A 25,190-nucleotide genomic window follows, 5' to 3' on the forward strand; every position below is an offset into this window, starting at 1 on the left:
CATGAGTTAGATTCGGACCAGCACTTCGCCGCGTCCGGTTTCCGCCATATCGCCGCCGTAACGCTGCACGCGGTTAAACGCCGCACCACTGTCGGCAAAACGGGAGTTGAAGGATTTGAACGATGCGAACAATATAGGCAGGAAGGCCAGGGTATGTGAGCCGCAGTCGTTAAAGGTCGCGGATAATTGCGGCTGATTCCATAGCAACAAAGTGCCGCGCCGCATCGCATAGCCCAGATAGCGGCCGGTGTTACCCATCACCGCGATAGTGCCTGCCAGCATGCGCGAGCCGCAATAATCGCCGGCATTGCCTTCGATCAAAATCTGGCCTCGGCGCATATGGTCACCGGCACGCTGGCCGACATTACCTTTCACTAACACCGTACCGCCTTTCATGCCTTGCTTGTTACCGGGTAGGGCCCCGCCCAGAAAATCGCCGGCATCGCCTTCGATTTGAATCAAGCCGTTTTTCATTTCACATGCAGCATACAGGCCTGCATCGCCACTGACGTTGATCGTGCCGGATTTCAGTTGCATGCCCAGATAAGCGCCGGTATCGCCTTGTACGCTGATGCTGCCGCCGTCCAACTCCTTGCCAATGAAGTCCAGCTTGTTATTGCTATAGGCGATAATGATTTCTTGGGTGTTCATGCCGGTGATGTAGAACAGTTCATCAACCCGTAACCGGCGTTTGCCGTTCTGTAGTTCGATGGCGCCAATGGCATCGACGTCCAAACCTTGCAGCTTTTGACAAACCAGCGGCGACATGTCGATACGCTGGTCAGTTGGCTGTTTCAGGGTAAAGGTTAACGCGCTCATGCCATGATCTCCTGCAAATGAAAGTGGAACGGGCCCAATTTGCCGCCGTAATTGCCGGCACTGATACGCTTGATGCCGTTGGCCGCGCCCAGATCGCAAACTGCTTGAATGCCCACGCGCATGGCTTTATCTATGTCTTCCTTACTCAAACCGTCGATGACAATTTCCATCACCGATTCGATTTCGGGTGACAAATCGGTTTTGGTCACGCCTTTTAAAGTCGGGCAAAAAGCATCGTTTGTTGATGCGCCCAATGACGCGTATTTTGAGCCAACTTTGGAGCCCGAGCGCACCACGCCGCCGGGGAAGGGCATAATCACATTGGGGATTTTGCGCATTTCTTCAATCGCCGCCTCGCAGGCCGCCAAGGCTTGTGGTTGCGATTCCGCCAATACCAGAAAATTGCCGCCGCCGACCGCGTCCACCATGCCGGTGGTGGCTTCGGTGAGAAACTCGCCGTCCATGACTGGTACCCGCCAGTAACGCTTGCCGCCGATTTTCTTGGCGATTTGGAAGCCGTCGCCGAAGTAGCGTAGGTTTTTACCCAACGGAATCGGTTTGCCGCCTCCGATGCCGGCAAATAAGGCTGAAGTCGGTGAAGTTAATACGCATTGCCCGGCGCGGGTTTCCAATTGCTTGGCCAAGCCTTTACCGCCCATCGCATAAATCATGATGGCCACGCCTGGGCGTCCGTCCGGAGTCTCGTCTGGACTCAATATCCGTTCGATGCCAGCCTCGCAGCCGCAGGCAATTACCGAAGTCGCAAAGCCGGTCATCGCTTGTGCGGAAATCATCGCCCATTTTTCGTTTTGGGCGGTGATGATAGCCCGCGTGGCCTTCATCGGAAACGCTTCCGCAAAGGTTTTGTCGATGGTTACGCCGTTAATGATCATGCTGCACCTCGCAACGGATGTGCCGTCAAACTGCCGCGCCCGTCTTCGCTAATTTCGTCGTCGCTGATTTTAAAGTTGCCGAGTTTCATGGTCAGGTATTTGTCGAAATAAGGTTTGAGGTCTTTTTCGATGGATAGATCGTAGTCCGGTTTGACGATATGGGTCGTGCCCCAGGTGACTTTCACCACCTCGCCGTCTTTAACGACCAGTTCGCCGTCCTTGAACACGTAATCGGGTTTGGTGAACATGGTCTGGCGGTCCGAGTTTTCAGTGTAAACGGTGATGTCGGCCCAGTTGCCTGCACTCAAGGCGCCACGATCTTTTAGGCCGATGATGCGGGCCGCGCCGGCGCGGGTCATGATGGCGATTTCGTTTAACGTGTATTCGCGCTCGATCGAGGCTAGCGTGGTCATTTTTTGCGCTTCCGGATGGATGGTCGCCAGCATGTCGTTGCGGAAGCTGCGGTCCATCAATAGGCGGATCAAATGCGGGTAGCTGGTGAATGGCGCGCCGTTCGGGTGGTCGGTGGTCAGGAAGATTCGCCAAGGGTCTTCGACCAACAGGAAGATTTCCAAACCGATGGCCCATTGCAAGGCGTTGACGAAGTTTTGGTCCTTGTATTTAAACGGCACCACGCCGCAGCCGGCGTCGCATTCGATGTCCATGCACACCCATTTATTCGGGCTGGCGAAACGGTGGTTGGCGTGTTGGCGCATGTTATCGCCGGAGGCGGTCACTGTTTGACCGAACAGAATCTGGCCGACGTCGGCGGTGATATTTTTGTTGTTGTTGATCGCTTCGGCAATTTGCGCAGCGCCGGACGAGAATTTGAAATCGCCTTCGGTGCCGTAGCTGTGGAATTGAATATGCGTCAAGTGCATTGGTAAACCGTCGATGCCTTGAATGGTGTTCAAAGTGGTTTCCAGGTTGCCGGGTACGCCAAGATTACAGCCATGCACATGCAGCGGATGGGTAATACCCAGTTCTTTCACCGCGCGGGCCAGGGTTTGCAAGATTTGTCGGGGCGTGACGTCGTAATGGCTGTTCTTCTCGTCCAAATCCAGTTTGCGCTGGTTGAATTTGAACGCATTGATGCCGCCGGCATTGACCACCTTGATGCCGATGCCTTTGGCGGCGTTTAGCGTCCAGGCCACGTAATCATTGATGGCTTTTTGATCTTTGTTGGCGGTCATCATGCGCAGCAAAAAGTCATCGCTGCCCAGCATCACGTAGCCGCCCTTGTCGACTATCGGTGTGTCGCCCATTTCCATATGTGCTTGGCGAGCGTTGATCGGTAAAACCGCCGGTTCGAAGCAGGCGGTGTAGCCCATTTCCGCATAGCGATAGCCCGCAACATAGGTGCTAGGCATCGCGTGGCCGTTACCGGAACGGGTAATCGATGTGCGGTGTACTGGGTCCTGGCGATGATCTTCCGGCAACAGGGTGCGGGCGATATTGCCTTTGCCGCCGCCGATGTGGGTGTGCATGTCGATGGCGCCCGACATCACTACTTTGCCGCGCAAATCGTATTCTTTGTCAACCGGTCTGCCGTCTTTAGGCGCATCGATAATGCGGCCGTCCTGCACGTAAATGTCTTGTTGCTGGCCGTCGATGCCGCTGGCCGGATCGTAAACGGTTCCACCTGTAAGTTTTATCAACATGTGTTTGGTCCTAAAGGGCTTGTTCGATAGCGGACAGGACTTCGGCGGTACTGGGCAGGCCGGAGTCACGCAATTTTTTCAGGCGGATCGCCACCACATTGTCTAGGCGGTAAGCGTGGCCGGCATGGTCGATGCCGGGTGTGCCGACCGGGATGAACACATCCGGGTCTTTCTCGAACTTCATGCCGGAGCGAGCGATAACGATAGTCGGTAAGTGGGTTTTTGGGGGCAGTGCGCTGCTGTTAAAGGCCTGAACCCACAGCAAGGCATCGGCTTCGCCGTTACTTAGCAGTGTTTGGCTGTCGTAAAGATAAGGATCGTACTCGGGGTAACCACGGGCAAAATTGACGCGCGCCGGGTAGCCGGTGGTCCAGCCGCAGACTTGGTTGGCGGTTTGGTCGCCTTCCTTGCCGCCCAGCGGAAAGCCGGAGCAGCGGGTGCCGGCTTGGTTAAGGTCTTTAACGATATTGCACAGCGTTTGCACGGTTAGCTCGGCTTGATCGAATGCCAATGCCGCCGCGCCCCACAGAATGACGCCATACTGTGCGGCCTTCAGTTTGTCGGCGATAAGCTGTAGCTCGCTAATGGCAATGCCGGCGACGCTTTGTGCGTTTAGCAAGTGGCCTTTAACCAGGGCCGACAATGCGGCAGCCACATCCGGTAAGTCGGCGTCGGCACAAGGTAGTACGCGGGCTTTTTGGCCGGTAGGAGAGGTTGAGGCGTTTCCCGACGGTGCTTTGCCCAGATAAATAATTTCCCGGTTTGCCGTGTTGTCGAGGAACATGGCTTCCTCATTCCACAAATACTTCTCGAAAAAGCGCGGGGCAAAAGCTTCCAGATCGGTGCCGACTATCAGCAATAAATCGCAACGGTTTTTAAGTTCGGCTAATGTGGTATTCATCCAGCCGGAGTCTTGCAAAGCCAGTAAATTGCGGCGTGCGATATTAAAATTGAGGTTATCGACCACCGCGCCGCTTTTGTCGGCTAAAGCCAGCAATGCGCGCATGCCGTTGACGTCGGTGGCGCAGCCGCCGATCACAGGTTGATGGGTGTTTCGTAGCAATTCCGCAGCTTTAGTGGTCGCCGCTTCCAAACTCGCTGCCTGTCCGGCAATGCGCGGCACGGTGTCCGCTATGGCTTGTTCGAATGCCGGTGTATTAACCGAGCAACCGTTTGCGGTCACTTTCAAGGTTGTGCCGTCCACCTGTATGCTCAGGTCGTCGGTACCCATGCCGCAAAAAGGGCTGGGTACCTCGGTTATTTCAGTCATGGAAAGTCCTCAATCTTTTTTAATATATTTGAATCGTGGATCGTTGGGCGTGCCTTCCAGGATGCCGGCGGAAGTTTCCGCCGCATCCCACATCAACACGTCCTCAATTTTTTGGGCTAACAGAAAATCTTTATCGGTGATGCCTTTTGCCGAATGCGTGACCAACTTGACGATCACGAATGCATAGGAAACAGTTAAATCCGGGTGGTGCCAGGCTTTTTCCGCCAAGTGGCCGACGGTGTTGACCACCATTAAAGTCGCTTTCCAGCCGCTGGTCTTGATTTTGCGGCGGATCCAGCCGTTTTCGTAATACCAGTGCGGCAGTTCCTGTGCTAAACGTTCGGCGATTTCGGTCTCGCTATAGACCTTGGCAGTATCGTGCGACATCGTTTATCCCCCGGATTGAAGTGACTCGGCATTCTATCGCACAGTTTAGTCGGTGTCTTTACGGTGTACAGGTGTTTGGCTGGATTTCAGTGCCAATTGTCGGCAACTGGAGGGGGCTTTTTTTAACTGGCTTGTTTAGGCGGGTTAAGGGAATGCCTCAGCGCAGAGGCATTCTTTTCGGCATGCGTTTGCTATTTAACCACTCTTAACTGCGGTTTTTGCGGAGGTTTGGGTTCTGTCGGTGTCGGTGGGGTTTCGTCCTCATTCTCTTCCGGGTCGAAAATCATACCTTTGCCATTTTCCTTGGCATAGATGGCCAACACCGCTTTGCACGGCGCGATAATGCGCATGGGTTTGCCGGCAAACCGGGCGTTGAATTGGATTTCTTCATTGCCGAGCACCAAACCTTGAATGGCTTCCGGGCGCATATTCAGTACGATTCGGCCATCTTCCACGAAGTCGCCCGGCAGCGTTACGCCGGGGTAGTCGGCGTTGACTAACAGATGGGGGGTCAGGCTGTTGTCGACGATCCATTCGTAGATGGAGCGAATCAGATAGGGTTTAAGTGGGGTCATTTGCTTGGGGCTTGCATCATGTCTTTTTCTTCGCGGCTCAGGCTTTCTTGAAAAGCCCGTCTGGAGAAAAGTCGGTTGGCGTAGGCGGTGATGCCTTTGCCTAGGCCGGCAATATCAATGCCGATGCTGGGAAGTCGCCACAAGAATGGCGCCATCGCACAATCGATCAGAGAATACTCGTCGCTCATAAAATACGGTGTCGCTTCAAATACCGGTGCGGCAGCCAGTAAGCTTTCCCGGAGTTGTTTTTTAGCCTTGGCGGCTTTTTTGTCGCCGTTGACCAGAACGTCATCCAGCAGCGGATACCACTCCTGATCGATGCGTTTGATCAGCATCCGGGCGTTGGCGCGGGAGACCGGGTCCATTTGGTGCAAGGCGGGGTGCGGGAAGCGTTCATCCAGATATTCCATGATGATGCGGGCGTCGTACAGCACTAAGTCGCGTTCCACGAAAGTCGGGGCATTACCGTTGGGGTTCAGTTCCAGCAGATCTTCCGGCGGGTCATTCGGGTCGAAAAACTCAACTTCCGCTGGCACGCCTTTTTCGTATACAACTAGCCTGGCGCAGTGGCTCATTATGCAGGCTGGTGATGAAAAAAGAGTCATTGCGGATTTTCGGCTGGTGATGTTTGCCACGAAGTGAACCTCTTTGAGTAACAGGATTTAAACCGGGGCAGATTGTAGCATGGATGTTGGGGCTTTTGGGGGCGATGCCGGACGCATTCGGCCGTTGAAAATAACGGGCTGCACCCGGCTATTTTAAACGGCTTGTCGCACTATTCAGCCCAGTTTGACGATGATGTCTTCCAGTACATTCGCGGTGGCATGAACCTTGTCGGCGGCATTGGACAAATGCCGATAAAGTTCGCGTTGTTTAAACATATTCAAGTAGTCATCGCCTTGGAATAAATCGGCGATGGCCTTGCGGTACATCTTCTCGATGCGGCGCTCCGAGTGGCGGGCGGCAAAGGCGTGTTGCTCGGCCTCGGCGGGGGCTTTGCCTAATACGGCGAAGCCGCGCTCCAGTGCTTTGATGCCCACTTGCAACTCGATGACCATCGCTTGCGAATGGCTGTCGGGGTTCAGTTCCAGGGCTTCCATCTCGTTATACGTGCTTTTGCAATAGGTAACGATGCTGTCCATAGAGGCGATGGCGCGATAAATGTCTTCGCGATCAATCGGTGTGGCAAACGAGCTGTTAAGTTCGTGCAGATTGTGCATGCGGATTCGGTCGGCTTCGTGCTCGTCTTCTTTCAACATCTTGCCGGCTTCGACTGATTCGCTGGCCATGAAACGGACGAGATTATCGACGGTGACGCAGACCTGCTGGCACTGTTGGTGCAGCAATAGATAGAAGTCGGCGGTTTTCGGGAATATTCGCTGAAACAGCCGGGAGGCCAGTGAAAGCTTGGGAGATGACATGAAGATTACAGCGGCTATTTGAGAGAGTAGTCGAATATCAGAAAACTGATGCAGGCGATCATGGCCGCGCCGGGGATGGTGATCAGCCAGGTTCGCAAAATTTCCAAGGCTTTTCCCCAGCGTACCGCTCTGGGGCGATCAGATGCACCAATACCCATGATGGCCGATGCTACAACGTGCGTCGTGGACACCGGGGCGCCGAGTAGTGAGCTGCCGAAAATAGTCAGGCATGCGCTCAGCTGTGCGTTTAGCGCGTGGATTGGGCGGATTTTATAAATGGCAAAACCTAAGGTCCGCACGATACGCCAGCCGCCGGTCAGCACGCCGGCGGTCATGGCGCAAGCGCAAAACAACATCACCCAGCCTGGCACTTTAAAGCTGTCGATTTCCCCGCTAAGTAACAAAATCAAGGTCAACACGCCCATGCTTTTTTGCGCGTCGTTGGCGCCGTGTGAAAAGGCCAGCGCGGCGGCGGTCAGCCATTGGGCGTTACGCAGCTGCCGATTAACGCTTGGCGATGCGGACCGCAATAAGAACATCGTCAGTCGCTGAATGATAAAGCCCACCAGAAAGCCCAGGACGGGCGAGAGCAATAAAGCCAGTAAAATTTTACTGAAGCCATGTATGCGGCCTTCACTTAAAGCGTTGAATCCCCAATCTATGGGTTTGCTGCCTATGCCGATTAGCGTGGCGCCGATCAAGCCGCCCATCAGCGCGTGTGACGACGACGATGGTAAGCCGCGCCACCAAGTAAACAAATTCCAGAATACTGCGGCGAAAAGTCCGGAGACTACAATTAACAACGCATCCGCTTTCGGAATGGAGGATAGATCCAGCAGGGTGCCGACTGTATTGGCGACGGCGGTTCCGCCTAGCAGCGGCCCCAGGAATTCGAAGATTGCTACCACCAAAACCGCCTGCACCGGCGTCATCGCGCGGGAGGCGATGACGCTGGCAATGATATTGGAGGCATCATGAAAACCGTTGGTGTAATCGAATACCAGCACAATGATGATCGCAACACCGATAAACGAAACCAATGCCTCCAAAATAGTGACGGCTTAATGCGGATTAATTGACGACGTTATGGCCGCGCTGTCTCAGGCAGTTGCGGTAGGCATTTTTGTAGCGGTCGTTGGCTTGTATGCCTTGCTGAGCGCCGCCGCCGATACCGCCGGCCGCTGCACCAATGGCTGCGCCGGTGCCGGGGTTGCCGACTACCGCGCCAATGGCCGCGCCGCCCGCAGCGCCTATCAAGCCGCCAACTGCTGCGCCGGTGGCAGTGTCTTTAACGGTGCTGGACGACTGCGAAGCCAGTTGTTCGCATTCCTGCATGTCTTGATTCAAACGGAACGCATTGGGATCGTTATAGGTGTCCACCGTGGGAGTCCAGCCGGTGGTGGTGGCGCAACCGGCGACTAACAGGCTGGTTGCTAAAATCGATTTAAGCGGTAATTTATGCATGACAAGTCTCCTTCATTAATGCTGAATGCATTGTTAGTGTTCCAGAGAGTAGTCCATTTTGCACTGTTTTGGAAATTTACAAGTCAAATTGACACTGGCAAGCCTGTCACGTATGATTCGCAGCCTTTTTTATCCGTTTTTATCACCAAAGGCAGTAGCACATGAAAAGAACTTATCAACCCAGCAAAATCAAACGCGCTAGAACTCACGGCTTTCGTGCCAGAATGGCTACTGTGGGCGGTCGCAAAGTGATCAATGCGCGCAGAGCTAAAGGCCGCGCATCGCTGACGGTTTAATTGTCGGCGGAAGATTTCGGCTTTCCCGATCAGTATCGGCTAGGGACGCCCGCTGAATATAAAAAGGTATTTACCAATCCCGTAAAATCGACAGATAAATATTTTACGGTGTTGGCGACGCGCAACATCCTGCCGCATCCGCGGTTGGGTTTGGCCATCGCAAAAAAAACTATAAAAAAAGCAGTCGCAAGGAACCGCATTAAAAGGACTGTCAGGGAAAGTTTTAGATTACAGCGTCAACATATCGTCGGCATTGATATTGTTGTTTTGGCAAGAGGTGATGCAGCAAATGCAGCCTCGCCGATATTGAGGAAGTCATTGGAAAGGCATTGGCATAAACTGGTAGATCGATGCGATTCCTGCTCATAACCCTGATCAAGGTTTACAAATACTTCATAAGTCCTTTGCTGGGACCCAGATGTCGTTTTTATCCCAGCTGTTCAAGTTATGGCTTAGAGGCAATCCAGATTCATGGTGCTTTCAAAGGCTCTTACCTCACGCTTCGACGCTTATTAAAATGCCACCCGTTTCATGAGGGTGGCATTGATCCTGTTCCGGAAAAATTGAGTAAATAACAATGGATAACATAAGATTTGTACTGGTCATGGCGATGTTGATGATCTCCTACATGCTGTGGGAATCGTGGCAGATCGATTACGGCCCCAAGCCGCAGGCCCTGGTTTCTGATAAACCCGTATTGGCTGGCGATGCAGCAACAGTGTCCCCCGGACAAACGGCGGGAGATGCCCGGGTTGCTGCGGTGCCGACTGTCGCCCAAGTAGCTGCTGAAAATGTTATCAAAGTCAAAACCGATGTTTTCGAGCTGGAAATTGATCCTCAGGGCGGCACATTACGCAATCTGGATTTGTTGAAATATCCGCACGAGAAAATCAACACCGTAGTCGACAAAGCTTATGCCCTGATCGGCATGACGCCTCCGGAGAAAAACCTAAATCCGATTCGGTTGTTCGACAGCAATCCCGACAGTCTGTACCTTGCCCAAAGCGGCCTGATTGCCAATGCCAATTCCTTGGCTGCTCCCGATCATAAAAGCCTGTTCACCGCCGAAAAAACCGAATATCAGTTGCTTGACGGTCAGGACGAGCTGAGAATCCCCCTGACCTGGACTAATCCACAGGGATTGACGGTCACCAAAACATACACCTTCAAACGTGGCAATTATGCCGTTGGTCTGGAGCAAAAGGTCAGCAACCATTCCGCTCAGGACTGGTCAGGCAAGCAGTACAACCAACTGGTGAGAACCCAGTACAGCGACAAAAGCAACAACAGCTTTATTCGGACATTCTCCGGCGGTGTGGTTTACACCGAAAAAGACAAATTCCAAAAAATCAAATTTGAAGATATGGCGGATGACAAGTACGACGTCAAAGCCAAGGAAAATGTGCACAGCAAAGGCGGTTGGAGTGGCATGATCCAACATTATTTTGCCGCGGCCTGGATTCCTCCCGCCGATCAGGACGCCCAGTTTTACACCAACGATCTGAAGGATGCCCGTTTCCAGGTGGGTTCCTTATCTCCCGATTTGACGGTTCCAGCCAATGGCGAAGCCGTGTTTAGCAGTCAGTTGTTTGCAGGTCCGAAAATTCAGCCAATCATGGAGGCTTTGGCGCCAGGTCTGGAACTCACCGTCGATTACAGCTGGTTGACGCCGATCGCCAAAGGTATTTATTGGCTACTTAACCAAATCTACGGTTATGTCGAAAATTGGGGCGTGGCGATTCTGGGCGTCACCTTTGTCATCAAGGCCTTGTTCTTTAAACTGTCGAAAGCCAGCTTTCAGTCGATGGCCAAAATGCGCAAGATTCAGCCGCGCCTGAAAGAACTGCAAGAGCGTTATGGTGAAGACCGCCAGAAATTCAACACCGAAATGATGGCGATGTACAAAAAAGAAAAGGTCAATCCTTTGGGCGGTTGCTTGCCGATTATGGTGCAGATTCCGGTATTCATCTCCTTGTATTGGGTATTGATTGAGACCGTCGAAGTGCGTCAGGCCGATTTCGCCCTGTGGATTCAGGATTTGTCGGCGCAAGACCCGTTCTATCTGCTGCCGATTTTGTACGGCATCACCATGAAGATTCAGCAAAGCTTGAATCCGGCGCCTATCGATCCTCTGCAAGCCCAGGTGATGAAAATGTTCCCTATCGTGTTCACCGTGTTCTTCCTGTTCTTCCCGTCCGGTTTGGTACTGTACTGGATCTGCAACAACAGCTTGTCGATCATCCAGCAGTGGTATATCACTAAACACGTGCTTGAAGAGGATGCGCACAAGCATAGCGTAGTACCTTAATGCTAGGCGGCGACACCATAGCCGCCATTGCCACGCCGCCCGGTAACGGCGGCGTCGGCGTCATTCGCATCTCCGGGCCATCCGCGCCCGGCATCGCCCAAAGCCTCACCGGTAAAACCCTACCCAAACCCCGCTACGCCCAATTTGCTAGCTTCCTTGATGCCGATGGCCGGGTAATCGACAGCGGCTTGCTGCTGTATTTTGCCGCACCGGCTTCATTTACCGGCGAACAGGTTATCGAACTGCAAGGCCACGGCGGCAGCGTGGTGCTGGATATGCTGTTGCGGCGGGTGCTGGAACTGGGCGCGCGTTTGGCTAACCCCGGCGAATTTAGTCAAAGAGCTTTTCTAAACAACAAAATTGATCTGGCGCAAGCCGAAGCGATAGCCGACCTGATCAGCAGCGGCACCGAACAAGCCGTGCGCTCTGCGCAACAATCCATGCAGGGCGTGTTTTCCGAACAGATCAACGAACTGATAGACGAGTTGATCGAGCTGCGGGTGTTTATCGAAGCGGCCATCGATTTTGTCGACGAAGAAATCGACTTTCTCGGCGACGGTGTGGTGGCGGGGCGCATAGCACGCTTGCAAGTCAAGCTCGCCGACATCGGCAAAACCGCCCAGCAAGGCCGACTGTTACACGACGGCATGACCGTGGTATTGGCGGGCAAGCCCAATGCCGGGAAATCCAGTTTGCTAAACGCCTTAGCCGGTCACGACGCAGCGATTGTCACCGACATCGCCGGCACCACCCGCGATGTGCTGCGCGAACGCATTCAACTGGATGGCATGCCCTTGCATATCATTGACACTGCCGGCTTGCACGACAGCGATAACCCGGTCGAGCAGGAAGGTATCCGCCGTGCCCGCCAGGAAATCGCCAAGGCCGACCGGATTTTATTGTTGATAGACAGCACCGACCCGGACAGCGCCAGCTTGGATGCCAGCCTGCCGGCCAACATTGCGGTCACCAAAGTTTTCAATAAAATCGATCTGATCGGCGGTCAACCCAGGGTCATGGAAACTCAGCAAAGCACCGAAATCCATTTGTCCATCAAACATAAACTTGGTCTGGATTTACTGCGCCAACACCTGAAACAAAGCATGGGTTTTACGGAAAGTGCGGATAACGTATTTGTCGCCAGAACCCGCCACATCCAGGCCTTACAACTTGCCGCGCAAGCCTTGGACCGCGCCGCCGAGCAATTGCTGCATCAAGCCCACGAACTGGTCGCGGAAGAATTGCGCCAGGCGCAAACCAGCTTATCCGCCATCACCGGCGAATTTACCTCCGACGACCTATTGGGGGAGATTTTTTCCAGCTTTTGCATTGGTAAGTAAGCGACTGACGCGGACTTATCAATCGATTTGCTCCAATACCACCGGCTTGGCGCTAAAGACTTCGGCAACCAATTCCAATTGCGCGGCAAACAGCGGCAGGGTCGGAATTTTCCAGGCTTTGCCGGTGAATTTGGTCAGGATGTTGTTCAGCCAAGGCCGGTCGGAGCTGGCGTGGTGAATGATGAAACGGTAGGACTCGCCGTCGTTGAATACCGCAAAATCTTCCAGGGTCACTTCTATGGTGTGTTCCTCGCCGTATAGCCGGGTTTGCACATACACTTTGCGGGCATCGAGATCGAAGTTGAACTGCGTCAACTCGGCGATGCCTTTCATGATGATGTTCGCCCCCCAAATGATCAGCGCGTTGGGGGTTAATTTGATGACGAAACGGATCAAGCTGGATTTAAAACTCATGGCGGGCCTTTAGTGGTTGGCTGGGTAAAACCATGATTCTAAACATTGTCGGCGGGATTGTTGCGTAAATATTTCAACGATTGTCGCACGGCTGCCAAACCTCAAGCGAATCAGGCGCTGGCGGCCGACTCGCTCAAATGCGCGTACGCCGGAAAGGTTTGCAGCCGGCTGTCGTCCAGCGGTTCGCCGATGGTAAAGTGATACAGGCTTTGCCAGTCGTTATCTTTTAAACCCAACACACCGTGTACCGCATCGTCAAAAAAACAGCCGATGCCGGTGCCGCGCACGCCAGCGGCTTCCGCTTCCAGGTATAAAATCTGCCCCAGTAGGCCGCTTTCCCAGAACAGCCGCCGATAGCGCCAAGCTTCGGTGTCCACATTGTCGGCAAAGCGCGCCAACATCCCTAAGCTGAACGCGCTGTCGCTGGCGATGGGTTGGTGGCAGGACAGGGTTTTTGCGGCTTGCCTGACGCTGCCGGCCGTCAGCCGATAAAATTCGAACGGTGCCTCGACGGTCTGCCATTCGTAATCGGCGGAACAAAGTGGTTTTAATTCCGCCGCCGCATCCGCCGTGCGCGGCAGCACGTATAAGCCCGGTTCCAGGCCGGCTACCCGATGCACGAATAGCACGATATTGACTTGCGCCGGCCAATTCCAGGCAGTAAACGGCGGTTTGGCGTTGGGCAGCAGCGCGGCCAGTATTCTGTGAAAATCGGCCAAGGGCAGCTCCGGGGATTTGCCGTTAAAGTGCTGCGCGCTGCGGCGTTGGCGAATCAACGCGCTGGCAGTTAGATTGTGGCTGGGTGCCGGTAAATCCAGGTTCGGCAGGGTTAAGCGTTCGGCAACTGTCGTCGGCTTGACGGCTTGGGCGGAGACTTCATCTATGATTGGCCAACGGTAAAAATGCCTGCCGCTCAAGCGCTCGGCCTTCCCGAACCATTCGGCGCTTTGGCTAAGTGTTGCTAAATGTGCGGTGGAAAACTTGCCGCCCGCCGTTTGGCTGGCATGCAGCCGGCAGAATAAATCCGGCGTTTCGTGTTCGGTCGCGACAAAATCCTCGCTGCGATCCAGCCCCAGCCAGGCGGCGATGTCGGCATCGGCAGTCTCGCTCAGCAATTCTATCGACCAACCCAAGCAGGCAGCGGCATAACTCAGCGCGGCCAGTGCATGACCGATGTCGTGTTGGCAGTAGCGAAAGGCCCGTTCGCCGTATTTCCAGGCTTCCCGCCAATGAATTGAGGAAAGGCCAATATAGACTTCTTTACCCGCCGTTTCCGCAGTAAACCGGCTGCGCCGCTCCAGATGATGATCGTGACTGACGTAGTGATAGACGCCAGCTTGTAATAACTCCTCATCGGTACAAAGCACATAAGCTTCGGTGGGATGCAAATTGCCGCTGGACGGATTGCAGCGCAAAGCCCAGCGGTCCGGACCAAACTGCTTCCAGGCCGACAAGCCGAACGATAATTCCAATAACAGGCCCAGATTGGTCCGGTTTAACGGCTGCGGCGCTATCCGGTCCGGTTTATCCAAGTCCGCGAACAAACAACTTAGTTCGGCACCAGGTGGCGGCAGTTTTACCGCTTCACAACCGCTAAAACGCCGAAACGGATTGGGCTGATCGTCCCAATCCAAAGACTCCGGGCCTTTGGCGTAGGCATTCAATTGGTGTTTGGTTCGGTTGTGGTAGCTAATGACAGCGTCTGCAAGGTTGTTCATTGGGTTCTCTCTATACATTCAATGCTGTGTGGATGGAGCGGAGTATTTTCTGAAAATTAGCAATGTTCAGCATGTTTCGTGCCTGATCTCCCGCGATTAAATAGGCTGCCTTCCGGTGGTTTAAAGTCTCAGGCTCGCAACAGAAATATTCGCGTTCTTCAAGGTAAGCAAGTGTTGGTGGATTTCCACTATATACCCGTCTGACGCTCGGCTAATTAACATAGTTTCGATAGTAAGGGGTGGCTGTTGTTGCTGAAAAATTTTATAAAGCACTGTTTTTTATAGGTATTTTTTTGGTGGTCTTGTTTTTGCTTTCGTTGGGTTCGATAGTTTTGCAAGCATCCAGCTTGCGCTTTGGTCCGAATGGGGTGCTGGGTAGACAGCACTAATTTATTCAGCGTAGTTAAAAGGTTCGGGAGCGTCGCAATGTCCACAAGTTATCCTTTTGTGTCGGAACAAAAATTGTCCGACAAATTAGTTTCGGGGTCCTTTTTAGGCAATTTCAAAACCGCTTTCAAGAAAATCACTCTGCGCAAGTGTCTGTTGAAATTGCATCTGTATATTTCCTTGTGGTTGGGTACGCTATTGGTGATTGCCGGGGTTACCGGCAGCCTCTTGGTTTACGAGCATACTCTGGATAAGTGGCTGAATCCGGAGATGATGAGAGTAGCAGTTGGCGAACGCTGGTTACCCATTGCGGATTTAGTGGCAATCGCGAACCGCGTCTCGCCCATTCCAGAGCCACCCTCCCATCTACAGATGCCGGAGGACCCGAGCGAAGCGCTCATCGTGCGTTATCAAGCGGCGGCGATGCCGGGCCACAAGGGCCACAATCATCACTTTCACGAAGTTATGGTGAATCAGTACACCGGTCAGGTGCTTGGCGACCGGGATAGAAACGACGCCTTGATGACATTTATTTTGCGCCTGCATTTCAGCCTTTTGGCGGGTGATTTCGGTAAGCTGGTCATGGGAATTACCTCCTTGTTGACCTTGGTATTGACGGTTACCGGCATTTATTTGTGGTGGCCGAAACTCGGCAAAATCAAGCAGGCTTTTCTGATTAAACGTAACGCCAGCGCCACGCGCTTTAATTTCGATCTACATAAAACCACCGGCATCTATACGGCTATCGTTATGTTGGCAGTGGCCTTCTCCGGGGTATATTTCAATCTTCCCCAGTTCTTTAAACCGGCGGTTAACTTTTTCTCACCTCTCGAAGACATGCCGCGCGGCATCAAATCAACAGCAAATGGCGGCACGGTAATTCAACCGGAGATAGTCAAGGCTAATATTCAAGCTGCTTATCCAGGGATTCAGATTCAACGGATTTTCCTGCCGGTCGGTGAGAACGGCAGCTACATGGTCTCTGCTCGCCAGTCCGACGAACTGCGCAGCAAAGGCTCTACCAGCTTTTGGGTCGATCAATACGACGGCGCGATTTTGGCGGTGCGTGACCCGAAAAAATTCAACGCCGGTAACGCTTTTATCAATTTGCAACTGCCTTTGCATAACGGCGAGATTCTCGGTACTCCAGGGCGCATCGCGGTACTAGTGGCGGGGTTTGCGCCGTTAGTGATGATGGTCACCGGCCTGATCCATTGGTTGAAAAAGCGTAAAGCTAATCGTGCGCGTCGAGCCGGTTTGAAAGCCGCCGCTATCTAGCGTTTCCCCATCAAGATGACGAACTAACAAACTCCGGCGCGTGCCTGCGCGCCGTTGAGGAGCTTTTGTGCTCAATCCCGACCCTTCCGTAAACTTTAAAGGACTTTGAGGCTATCAATGTTACCTATTCGTGCCACCACCAAAAACATTGCTGTGGTATTACCTTTGATCATGCCGTTGAATTTGGCCGCTGTGGAAAAAGCGCCTGATGAGCTGGATGAAATGGTGATTACCGCAACCAAAACCGAACGCAGTATTCGCGATGTATCGGCTACGGTGACAGTGATCGATAGGGAGCGTATCGAAAAATCCAACGCGACAACCGTCGATCAACTACTCAAGGGCGTGCCGGGTGTGTATGCCAGCCGCATGGATGCCTCGTCTCCCAATCGGATTGCCCAGACCTATACCCGAGGCCTGCCGGGCAATGGCCGCACCTTGGTATTGATCGACGATGTGCCTATGAATGTGTCCTACGACAGTCAGGTGGATTGGTCGCAACTGGGCACTATTGACGTGGATCGAGTGGAAATTGTCAGAGGCGCCGGTTCGGCCCTTTACGGCAACCATGCGATGGGCGGTGTAATAAACGTTATTTCTAAAGCGATTACGCCCGGCGTGAAAGGCAAAGTGGATAGCGAATACGGCAGCATGGAAACGATCCGTGAAGCAGGTATCGTCTCTTACGGCGGCGAGCACAGCGGCGGTTCGGTATCAACCAGTTATTTGGAAAGCGACGGCTATAACATGTGGCGTCCGGATACGAGTGTGGCTGCCATTCCCTTATCGCAACGCGATAAAACCGGCACACGTAAGACCAATGTAGGCGCCAAATTTACGCACGAATTTGATGCCTCTAATCTGCTGGATCTGAGTTTTTCCTATTTGAGCGACGTTGCAACAGGCTTATATCGAATTCCTGATTATATAGCCCAAGATAGAGAGCAATATCTGGGTTCGGCACGTTATCGCTATTTGGGGGAGCGTTCTGAAGCCACGTTAGTCTTATACAGCCGTATTGGCCGAATGGATACCGATAGTGCAAACGCTGCCAATGCAACCAGTCCGGATGTGGCCCGCCCCGGCACGATGGCCGCCAGTCTGATTTCCTATCGCGGCGATTTTGACGATATGGAAGCAGGTATTCGCGCGCAATATAGCCATTACATAGGCAGCCATCACAAATTGACGGTGGGCGGACAACATGCAGACAGTCAAATGACCATGATTAACCAGTTTCCTGCGGAACGTGGCAGAGAACAGCTTGTTGAGGGCGGTATTCAACTGAGCGGCATATTTTTGCAAGACGAAATCAATTATGGACCGTTGAACGTAAGCTTGGCCGGGCGTTGGGATCTGTGGCAGACAGACGGCCAATTCAGAGATACCAAAACCAGTTTCCCTGGGCAAGGCCAATGGGGTAATCATGCGGAGGACTCGTTCTCGCCTAAGGGTGGGTTTTCGTACAAGCTCACCGATGATTTAGTGCTGCGCGGCTCGATAGGTCAGTCGTTTAACACCCCGGATGTTTCTCAGCTCTACGGCAATAGCAGGCGGGGTGGGACGACCGTGGCTTACGGTAACCCGTATTTGACTCCCGAAAAAGCCGTTTCCGGCGATATTGGCTTGGATTACTACTTTGGCCGGCAGGGATATATCAAAACCACGATCTATAATACGACTGCGGAGGATTTTATCGCCACAGTGCAACGAAGCGGCGCGACGGTCGGCACCACCGACAAAATTAATATCGGCGCCATTCGGGCCGAGGGTGTTGAGGTCGAAGGGATGTGGAAGCTAGGCGATTTCCTGACTTTGTACGCGAGTTATACCAAGAACGATTCGATTGTCACCAAGCACGATAGGAATCCTAATTTGATCGGCAAGCAACTTACCAATGTGCCGCAAGATCAAGGTAGTTTGCGGGCTGATGTTAGCCTGCCTTACGGCTTTTCGGTTTTCGGTGCTTTTAATTACGTTGGCGACCGATACTTTACCGAGACCAATTTACCTACCGCACCGGGCGGCTCTGCCGTGTATAAAAGCTATGCAACCTACGATTTAGGGGTGGCCAAGACCTTAGTCAAGGATGTTATCGCCCGGATGACCTTCATGAATATCGGTAACGATAAGTATGAAGGTATCGGGTATATCGCGCCGGGCGCCACCATTACCGGCGGTATCAGCGCCAAGTTTTAAAATTGAACCGGCGCGAATAGGTTGTCGGGCGATTTTATAAGGGCGAAATGCGGTTAATGGGTAAGCAACTCTTTTTCCGGAACAACCAAGTCCTCGGTCCAGCACCCAATCGGCCGGCCCAGATTTAGATCCTGGTCTTCGAAGCGGACTAAAAACACGGTGAGTCCAGGATCTTCTTCAACATGTCCTTTCATCACGATCACGCCGCGGGCGCCTGCTTGCGCCAGCACTTCGCCTTCCTCGCTGTCCGGCATACTGCCATCGTCAATAATCGTATGCGCGGCATATACCACGTCGCCCAAATCCAAATCTTCTACGTTCATGCTGTGCTCCTGTGAGAGTTTTGTAGTAAAGCCGACAAAAACCTCGGGTTTGTTGTGAAACGGCGTGCCGATTAAGGTTGGCCTGCTGCTTTTGGTTGAGTAATTTCAGCGTCTTAGCTGAAATTTTCGCGTATGGCATGCAGGTTGCTTTAACTGTTTACAAGATCAATGCCAAACCGTTCAGGAGACTTAAAGATGATTACATTAACCGAAAGCGCCATCCAAGCCGTGGGTCGTTTTATCAGCAGTTCCGACAAGCCGACCGGTGGGCTGCGCATCGAAGTGACCGATGGCGGTTGTTCCGGTTTGTCTTATGGCATGAAACTGGAAGCAAAAGAAAATGCGGACGATACCGTCATCGACTGCGGCGCAGTCAAAGTATTTGTGGACCCGCTAAGCTTGCCCAGCCTGAATGGCATGTCCATCGATTTCGTCGACAGCCTGGAAGGTTCCGGCTTCAAATTTACCAATCCCAACGCGGTGAAAAGCTGTGCCTGCGGATCATCATTTACCACCGGCGAAAGCGGCGGCACACCAAAAACCTGTTCTTAAGCATTCGAGGAAATAGCTATGTGGGATTATTCAGATAAAGTAAAAGATCACTTCTTTAACCCTAAAAATGCCGGCGCGGTGGCGGATGCCAACGCGATTGGCGAAGTGGGTTCCATCAGTTGCGGCGACGCTTTGCGTTTGACCTTGAAAGTCAACGACGACACTGAAGTGATTGAAGATGCCGGTTTCCAAACCTTCGGTTGCGGTTCGGCGATTGCGTCTTCTTCAGTGCTGACCGAAATTATTAAAGGCCTGACTTTAGACGAAGCCTTAAAAGTCACTAACCAGGACATCGCCGCCGAATTGGACGGCCTGCCGCCGGAAAAAATGCACTGCTCAGTGATGGGCCGGGAAGCCTTGCAAGCGGCGGTGGCTAATTATCGTGGCGAAGAATGGAAAGACGATCACGAAGAAGGCGCGTTGGTCTGCAAATGCTTTGCTATTGATGCGGTGATGATCGAAGAAATGGTCTGGGCAAACAAACTACGCACCGTTGAAGACGTGACCAACTACACTAAAGCCGGCGGCGGTTGCGCGGCCTGCCACGAAGACATCGAAGCGATCCTGGAAAAAGTCCTGAAAGAGCGCGGCGAGACTTTCGATCCGAATGCGGCGCCGGTCGCCAAACCCGAGCCTGTGGTTGCCAAAGGCCCGCTGACCAATCTGCAACGCATCAAGAAAATTGAAGAAGTGATCATGTCCTTCCGGCCGCAATTGATGGCCGACGGCGGTGACGTCGAGTTGGTAGAAGTGGTGGATAAAACTGCTTACGTGAATATGACCGGCGCTTGCAATGGCTGCCAAATGTCCGCCATGACCATTGCCGGTATTCAGCAACGCTTGATGGAAGTGATGGGCGAATTCATTAAAGTCGTGCCGGCCTCGCAAATGCCGAAATTGGTCACGATAGAGGAGGCCAGTCATGCCTGATATTTATCTGGATAACAACGCGACCACCAAGGTGGACAGCGCGGTGGTCGATGTGATGATCCCGTATTTTACCGAGTACTTTGGTAATCCATCGTCTATCCATCGCTTCGCCGACGGCGTGGCCAAGGCCATCAAGAAAGCGCGCTCGCAGGTGCAAGAGTTGATCGGTGCCGAGCACGACTCCGAGATTATTTTCACCTCCTGCGGCACGGAGTCCGATTCCACGGCGATCTTGTCGGCGATCAAAGCTCAGCCCAATCGCAAGGAAATCATCACCACCTCGGTGGAGCATCCGGCGATTTTGGCTTTGTGCGAAAACCTGGAGAAAGAGGGCTACACCATCCACCGCATGCCGGTGGATAAATGCGGTCGTTTGAATCTGGAAGCCTACAAAAATCTGTTATCCGATGAAGTAGCAATTGTCTCGGTGATGTGGGCAAACAACGAAACCGGCACCATCTTTCCAGTGGTGGAAATGGCCGAAATGGCCAATGCGGCCGGCGTGATGTTTCATACCGACGCCGTGCAGGCGGTCGGCAAGATTCCGATGATGCTGCAAGACACCAAAATCGATATGTTGTCGATTTCCGGGCACAAATTGCACGCACCGAAAGGTATTGGGGTGTTGTACTTAAAGCGTGGCACACGCTTTCGCCCGCTTTTGCGCGGTGGACATCAAGAGCGCGGCCGCCGAGCCGGTACTGAAAACACCGCGTCGATTGTCGGCTTGGGTAAAGCCTGCGAATTGGCGATGGAGCACATGGAATACGAAAACGTGCAGGTCAAAGCGATGCGCGACCGTCTGGAGCAAGGCATCGTTGCCGCCGTGCCGCACTGCTTTATCACCGGTGATTTAAACAACCGCTTGCCCAATACCACAGACATTGCGTTCGAGTATATCGAGGGCGAAGCGATTTTGATGCTGTTGAATAAAGCCGGTATCGCGGCTTCCAGTGGTTCGGCGTGTACATCGGGTTCATTGGAGCCTTCGCACGTGATGCGGGCCATGGATATTCCGTACACCGCCGCGCACGGCACCATCCGCTTTTCGTTCTCGCGCTACAACACTATGAGTGAAGTGGACGAAGTGTTGAAGGTGATGCCCAGCATCGTCGCTACCTTGCGGAAACTGTCGCCGTATTGGGACAGCATCAACAACGAACCGGTTGCCGATCCGGAACAGGCTTTCCAACCCACTTATGCTTGATTGAGTGTATTGATTGGTCGGGTTTGCAACGGTGCCCCTGAGGCCACGGGCAATTCGGCCAGTTTGGTTTTGAGTCAACGCCGCATAAACCGGTGTTGACACCAAAAATTTTCACTGAGGATTGTTATGGCTGAAACGCTTGCTGATTTACGCGCGGTATTATCCAAGATGGAAGCCGCATTGAGTTCCATCACCGAATTCAACGCCGAAGTGCTGGAGTTTGTTGATGTTCACTATTCGAGTTTGCTGAATGATCAAAAAGTCGTCCAGGTTTTCAAGAATGTCGGCGACGCCGAGGATGAACTGCAAAGACAACTGAATTTTCTGCGCTCGCGTTTGACTGCCGGCATAGCAGAATTTAAAGCAGTTTGTGAGGCGGAAGGCTGAACGCTGTAAGCCAGCAACTTGGATTAAATCGGTAGCGAAGACCTGGTTAACCCCCAGCAAATTGAGATAGTTCTGAGCCGTTTATTGCATTGAAGGGCATCCAATGCCGGCTTAAGCCTTTATCACAGAACCAAAAAAGGCGGTTGTTCAACCGCCTTTTTTGCATTTTGGCAGAGCAGTTCGCTCAAACCTTTCTGGTTTTTCGGTTAAGGCCCAAACCAACCAACGCACTGCCGAAAAGCCATACCGCACCGGGTACAGGCACAGCGGTGACATTGAAGTTGATATTGTTAATACCGTTGTTCCAATCGGTGCCCAGGATAATTCTAATCGAATGAGCAGTAACGCCAGGGGTGAAAGTATGAGGTGCGTCGCCGGGTACTGCATAAGGTGCATAATCGACAAAAATGTTGGTAGGGTTGGTACCATCAACCACTCTCAAGTCGCTCGCATTGCGAGTGAAATTTCCCGGCCCTGGATACGCAGCAACGTCGAAGCTTTCCAAGGTGACGCCCTGATTTGGATTGATTGCCGTCAGCGTAATGCTCAAAAGCAGTCCTGATGTATGAGCAAACGCCGCTGAGTTTAAAGTGGCATAACCGGCATTCCACAATAGAGCATCGTTATAAGCTGTTGTGCCATTGAGGTTCAGGCTGGAATACGATACCGCCACGTCCGCGGTAGAACCGTAACCTGCTGGAACCGGGGCGTAATTGTCGAACGGCTGTAGCGCATCGAAGTTAATCGTCGCGGCTTGTGCGTTGAATGCGGCGGTAATCAGTATTAACGGATAAAGCTTTTTGGATAACATCGGCGACCCCTTCAAACGGCGTAAAAATACGCCTATCAATTGACAGAAACTCAAGAACTGTAGGCGCTGTTCCTGATTCCGAGATTAAAAGCAAAATACGTTCCATTTTATATGTTGTTTGTTTTTACCAATAAATTCAATAGGTTGAGTTAGCAGGTATTGAGCAGTATTAGGATAATGCCATTTAAAACGTTGAGTGATGTAAAAAATGCCGACATCGGTATTGCGCAAGCGCAGACATCAAATTCGATATACCTTAGTCTGTTAGAGGATGTTTCGCGCAACCGCAGCAGTCAGGCCAGCCTTTTTACTGCTGCCAACCCAGCCGGCAAATCCGGAAATAAACAACCAAATACCTGCCGGAATCGGTACAGCCGCCGGTGCGGCTACGTCAAAGGCGATCTCGCCAATTTCCGAAACCAGATAGGCTTCGTAATAAGAGTTGATTTGTAAGCGCACATAGCGCGCTTCGCTGTCAATCAAGTCGAACACCGTTGCCGGGTAGGGTGGTGTGGGGTCCAAATCGCTGGGCATTTCGGGGTTGGTGAAGTCGCCGGCTTTATTGGACGTGGAAAAATCGGCTTCCAACGATGTGAACAAACTGATCGACGCGACGTTGGCGCCGCTGTTAGAGGCCATATTCCATAAAGCCATTTTCTGTACCTTGTAAATGGCCCCCAAATCGAAATCCAGAATACCGGTGCACGGGCAATACGCCGGGCTGATCCAGCCGTTACCGATTTCCGGGCCGGCACCAATATGTGTTGGGTTTAAGTTCATATAATCGGCAAACGCGGTGGCGCCACTGCTAAAACCGGCGGATAGACCGGATTGGTTAAACATCGGCTTTTCGTCGGTTTTGGCCGGAAATCCCGCAATACCCGAATAGTTGCCTATGGTGTTGTTGATCACCGCCACCGGTGACAAGATGGCGCCGGCTGCTGCCGGTTGTGCCAAGGTGACAATACCCAACAGGCCAAACATGCAAGCCCAACCATTTTTACGTGAAGTCATACGTGTTCCTCCTAAGTGATGTATCCGGAAACATGCTGAACAGGCGGCGCCGGCGCTACCTGCCGGGCCTCCAAGTCAAGAATGTAAGCTAGTAAAAATAATCAGTCAAAATATTTTCGAGGCCAATTTTTTGAATATAAGAAATGTATGTCGGCTTACTTTAACTACCAGTACGGTGGGCATTGTGGAATTTGCGTACCACTGGCGCAGGCTGCGAACAGACCATTGTCGGCTTTGCGACAATTTGCCTTTGCGGTTGCGAGGTTGTCTTGTCGATAGTCTGCCAATCACACAGTAAAGCCCAAGGATTCCGCAGATTTAGCAGTTGGCAAGCGAATTGCTTAATCACTAGCAAAGGAGTAGCCAATCTGGTTGCTCAGTTTTAGACACCGGCAGTATGAGGCTTGGCGATGACTTCTGATCCCCGCACCATCATTATCGACGACACCACGCTCCGCGATGGCGAGCAGTCGGCCGGCGTGGTGTTCTCGTTGGAGGAAAAGTTGGCGATTGCCAAGCAGTTGTCCGCGCTGGGTGTGCCGGAGTTGGAGATTGGTATCCCGGCCATGGGTGTACAGGAACGCGACGAAATCAAAGCCATTGCTCAATTGAAATTGCCTAGCAATTTATTGGTATGGTCCAGGATGCGTGAAGAAGATTTGCAACACTGCCTGGGCTTGGGCGTCGGTACCGTGGATTTATCGATTTCCGCCTCCGATCAACATATCCAACATAAACTGAAACAAAGCCGGGCTTGGGTGTTGGCTACCATTGAGCGCTGTGTGAAAACCGCGGTCGATGCCGGCATGCGGGTTTGCGTGGGGGCCGAAGATGCGTCTCGCGCCGACAGCGACTTTCTGGCGCAAATGGCCGAGGCTGCGCAAAGCGCCGGCGCGATAAGAGTTCGCTTTGCCGATACGGTCGGCATCATGGAACCGTTCGGCGTATTTGAAGCAATTCGCAAGCTGCGCGCCGTCACCGACATGGACATCGAAATGCACGCCCACGACGATCTGGGCTTGGCCACCGCCAATACTCTGGCCGCCGCATATGCCGGCGCTACCCACGTCAATACCACCGTCAACGGTTTGGGCGAACGGGCCGGCAATGCCGCGTTGGAAGAAGTGGTGGTGGGTTTGAAACAGCTGTACGGTTTTGAAACCGGTGTGGATTTGCGCAATTTTCCTGCTCTGTCCCATCAGGTGGCGACTGCGTCCGGCGACACGATAGGCAGCCGTAAAAGTTTGATCGGCCGCGACGTGTTCAGTCACGAAGCCGGCATCCACGTCGACGGCTTGCTGAAAGATCCCAACAATTATCAAGGCGTCGACCCTGCCTTGGTCGGCCGCAGTCACCAATTGGTGCTGGGCAAGCATTCCGGCAGTCAAGGCGTGATGCACGCCTACAAACAACTGGGCATCCAGATTAACCGCTGGCAGGCCGGCCGCCTGCTGCCGCTGATTCGCGAGTTTGTCAGTTTGCATAAACGCGCACCGCAATCGACCGATTTGAATCAATTTTTACACAGCCTATAGC

Annotated in this window: 27 protein-coding genes; 12 read left to right on the forward strand and 15 right to left on the reverse strand. The window is 52.8% G+C overall.

The window, feature by feature from the left end; all coding sequences use genetic code 11:
• Positions 1–6: 6 nt before the first annotated feature.
• The 10 genes from DDY07_RS22695 to DDY07_RS22740 all read right to left on the reverse strand — a co-directional run bounded on the left by DDY07_RS22695 (position 7) and on the right by DDY07_RS22740 (position 8,490).
• A complete protein-coding gene (locus DDY07_RS22695; protein ID WP_171697554.1) occupies positions 7–819 on the reverse strand; it encodes a formylmethanofuran dehydrogenase subunit C in 813 nt (270 codons plus the stop codon).
• Positions 816–1,712, reverse strand: a complete 897-nt coding sequence (fhcD, locus tag DDY07_RS22700; RefSeq protein WP_171697555.1) for a formylmethanofuran--tetrahydromethanopterin N-formyltransferase — start codon at positions 1,710–1,712, stop codon at positions 816–818. Before fhcD ends, DDY07_RS22695 begins: the two co-directional genes overlap by 4 nt.
• On the reverse strand, positions 1,709–3,373 hold the full coding sequence (locus tag DDY07_RS22705) for a formylmethanofuran dehydrogenase subunit A (RefSeq protein ID WP_171697556.1): 1,665 nt from the start codon (positions 3,371–3,373) through the stop codon (positions 1,709–1,711). Before DDY07_RS22705 ends, fhcD begins: the two co-directional genes overlap by 4 nt.
• Positions 3,374–3,383: 10 nt before the next feature.
• Positions 3,384–4,643 carry a formylmethanofuran dehydrogenase subunit B gene (locus DDY07_RS22710; RefSeq protein WP_171697557.1) on the reverse strand — a complete coding sequence of 420 codons (1,260 nt, stop codon included), beginning with the start codon at positions 4,641–4,643 and terminating at the stop codon, positions 3,384–3,386.
• Positions 4,644–4,652: 9 nt separating this feature from the next.
• Positions 4,653–5,030, reverse strand: coding sequence for a 4a-hydroxytetrahydrobiopterin dehydratase (locus DDY07_RS22715; protein WP_171697558.1), 378 nt, complete (start codon positions 5,028–5,030; stop codon positions 4,653–4,655).
• A gap of 191 nt (positions 5,031–5,221) precedes the next feature.
• The gene (locus DDY07_RS22720; protein WP_033159156.1) at positions 5,222–5,605 is read right to left on the reverse strand and encodes a ClpXP protease specificity-enhancing factor; all 384 of its coding nucleotides are present in this window, start codon (positions 5,603–5,605) and stop codon (positions 5,222–5,224) included.
• Entirely contained in the window at positions 5,602–6,210 is a 609-nt protein-coding gene (locus DDY07_RS22725) for a glutathione S-transferase N-terminal domain-containing protein (RefSeq protein WP_211555157.1), read from the reverse strand. The genes DDY07_RS22720 and DDY07_RS22725 overlap by 4 nt, the downstream gene beginning before the upstream one ends.
• A gap of 174 nt (positions 6,211–6,384) precedes the next feature.
• On the reverse strand, positions 6,385–7,026 hold the full coding sequence (locus DDY07_RS22730) for a DUF47 domain-containing protein (protein ID WP_171697559.1): 642 nt from the start codon (positions 7,024–7,026) through the stop codon (positions 6,385–6,387).
• Positions 7,027–7,040: 14 nt separating this feature from the next.
• Entirely contained in the window at positions 7,041–8,066 is a 1,026-nt protein-coding gene (locus tag DDY07_RS22735) for an inorganic phosphate transporter (protein ID WP_171697560.1), read from the reverse strand.
• Between the two features lie 31 nt (positions 8,067–8,097).
• Positions 8,098–8,490 carry a glycine zipper family protein gene (locus DDY07_RS22740; RefSeq protein ID WP_171697561.1) on the reverse strand — a complete coding sequence of 131 codons (393 nt, stop codon included), beginning with the start codon at positions 8,488–8,490 and terminating at the stop codon, positions 8,098–8,100.
• Between the two features lie 161 nt (positions 8,491–8,651).
• On the opposite strand from DDY07_RS22740, the gene rpmH reads away from it, so the two are divergent.
• The 5 genes from rpmH to mnmE are packed head-to-tail and all read left to right on the forward strand — an operon-like array spanning position 8,652 to position 12,434.
• Positions 8,652–8,786 (forward strand): 50S ribosomal protein L34, encoded by a 135-nt coding sequence (gene rpmH / locus DDY07_RS22745; RefSeq protein ID WP_020483365.1) that lies wholly within the window; start codon positions 8,652–8,654, stop codon positions 8,784–8,786.
• Positions 8,787–9,155 (forward strand): ribonuclease P protein component, encoded by a 369-nt coding sequence (rnpA, locus tag DDY07_RS22750; protein ID WP_171697562.1) that lies wholly within the window; start codon positions 8,787–8,789, stop codon positions 9,153–9,155. It abuts the gene before it with no gap.
• Positions 9,137–9,361: a membrane protein insertion efficiency factor YidD gene (yidD, locus tag DDY07_RS22755; protein ID WP_081733834.1), complete on the forward strand. Its 225-nt coding sequence runs from the start codon at positions 9,137–9,139 to the stop codon at positions 9,359–9,361. Before rnpA ends, yidD begins: the two co-directional genes overlap by 19 nt.
• Before the next feature lie 2 nt (positions 9,362–9,363).
• Positions 9,364–11,094 carry a membrane protein insertase YidC gene (gene yidC / locus DDY07_RS22760; protein WP_171697563.1) on the forward strand — a complete coding sequence of 577 codons (1,731 nt, stop codon included), beginning with the start codon at positions 9,364–9,366 and terminating at the stop codon, positions 11,092–11,094.
• On the forward strand, positions 11,094–12,434 hold the full coding sequence (gene mnmE, locus DDY07_RS22765) for a tRNA uridine-5-carboxymethylaminomethyl(34) synthesis GTPase MnmE (protein WP_171697564.1): 1,341 nt from the start codon (positions 11,094–11,096) through the stop codon (positions 12,432–12,434). Before yidC ends, mnmE begins: the two co-directional genes overlap by 1 nt.
• Before the next feature lie 18 nt (positions 12,435–12,452).
• Here the strand turns inward: mnmE and DDY07_RS22770 are convergent, their stop codons facing one another.
• Positions 12,453–12,848: a hypothetical protein gene (locus tag DDY07_RS22770; protein ID WP_171697565.1), complete on the reverse strand. Its 396-nt coding sequence runs from the start codon at positions 12,846–12,848 to the stop codon at positions 12,453–12,455.
• A 110-nt stretch (positions 12,849–12,958) separates the two neighbouring features.
• Entirely contained in the window at positions 12,959–14,566 is a 1,608-nt protein-coding gene (locus DDY07_RS22775; RefSeq protein WP_171697566.1) for a SagB/ThcOx family dehydrogenase, read from the reverse strand.
• A 426-nt stretch (positions 14,567–14,992) separates the two neighbouring features.
• On the opposite strand from DDY07_RS22775, the gene DDY07_RS22780 reads away from it, so the two are divergent.
• Both DDY07_RS22780 and DDY07_RS22785 read left to right on the forward strand, forming a co-directional pair.
• Positions 14,993–16,231 carry a PepSY domain-containing protein gene (locus tag DDY07_RS22780; RefSeq protein ID WP_171697567.1) on the forward strand — a complete coding sequence of 413 codons (1,239 nt, stop codon included), beginning with the start codon at positions 14,993–14,995 and terminating at the stop codon, positions 16,229–16,231.
• A 117-nt stretch (positions 16,232–16,348) separates the two neighbouring features.
• The gene (locus DDY07_RS22785; RefSeq protein WP_171697568.1) at positions 16,349–18,430 is read left to right on the forward strand and encodes a TonB-dependent receptor; all 2,082 of its coding nucleotides are present in this window, start codon (positions 16,349–16,351) and stop codon (positions 18,428–18,430) included.
• Positions 18,431–18,483: 53 nt separating this feature from the next.
• Here DDY07_RS22785 and DDY07_RS22790 read toward each other — a convergent pair whose 3' ends face one another.
• On the reverse strand, positions 18,484–18,753 hold the full coding sequence (locus DDY07_RS22790) for a nitrogen fixation protein NifZ (protein ID WP_171697569.1): 270 nt from the start codon (positions 18,751–18,753) through the stop codon (positions 18,484–18,486).
• A 195-nt stretch (positions 18,754–18,948) separates the two neighbouring features.
• On the opposite strand from DDY07_RS22790, the gene DDY07_RS22795 reads away from it, so the two are divergent.
• From DDY07_RS22795 to DDY07_RS22810, 4 genes are all read left to right on the forward strand, one after another.
• A complete protein-coding gene (locus tag DDY07_RS22795) occupies positions 18,949–19,305 on the forward strand; it encodes an iron-sulfur cluster assembly accessory protein (RefSeq protein ID WP_033159169.1) in 357 nt (118 codons plus the stop codon).
• A gap of 18 nt (positions 19,306–19,323) precedes the next feature.
• Positions 19,324–20,235, forward strand: coding sequence for a Fe-S cluster assembly protein NifU (gene nifU / locus DDY07_RS22800; protein WP_171697570.1), 912 nt, complete (start codon positions 19,324–19,326; stop codon positions 20,233–20,235).
• The gene (gene nifS / locus DDY07_RS22805) at positions 20,228–21,442 is read left to right on the forward strand and encodes a cysteine desulfurase NifS (RefSeq protein WP_033159170.1); all 1,215 of its coding nucleotides are present in this window, start codon (positions 20,228–20,230) and stop codon (positions 21,440–21,442) included. Before nifU ends, nifS begins: the two co-directional genes overlap by 8 nt.
• Positions 21,443–21,568: 126 nt before the next feature.
• Positions 21,569–21,829 carry a hypothetical protein gene (locus tag DDY07_RS22810; RefSeq protein WP_033159171.1) on the forward strand — a complete coding sequence of 87 codons (261 nt, stop codon included), beginning with the start codon at positions 21,569–21,571 and terminating at the stop codon, positions 21,827–21,829.
• A 184-nt stretch (positions 21,830–22,013) separates the two neighbouring features.
• Here the strand turns inward: DDY07_RS22810 and DDY07_RS23975 are convergent, their stop codons facing one another.
• Positions 22,014–22,640 (reverse strand): hypothetical protein, encoded by a 627-nt coding sequence (locus tag DDY07_RS23975; RefSeq protein ID WP_216614798.1) that lies wholly within the window; start codon positions 22,638–22,640, stop codon positions 22,014–22,016.
• Between the two features lie 264 nt (positions 22,641–22,904).
• Entirely contained in the window at positions 22,905–23,654 is a 750-nt protein-coding gene (locus DDY07_RS22820) for a hypothetical protein (protein WP_171697571.1), read from the reverse strand.
• A 410-nt stretch (positions 23,655–24,064) separates the two neighbouring features.
• On the opposite strand from DDY07_RS22820, the gene nifV reads away from it, so the two are divergent.
• Complete coding sequence (nifV, locus tag DDY07_RS22825) at positions 24,065–25,189, forward strand: homocitrate synthase (protein ID WP_171697572.1); 1,125 nt, start codon at positions 24,065–24,067, stop codon at positions 25,187–25,189.
• Position 25,190: the final 1 nt, after the last annotated feature.

Origin of the sequence: Methylomonas sp. ZR1, assembly GCF_013141865.1 — a bacterium.
Taxonomy (GTDB): Bacteria; Pseudomonadota; Gammaproteobacteria; order Methylococcales; family Methylomonadaceae; genus Methylomonas.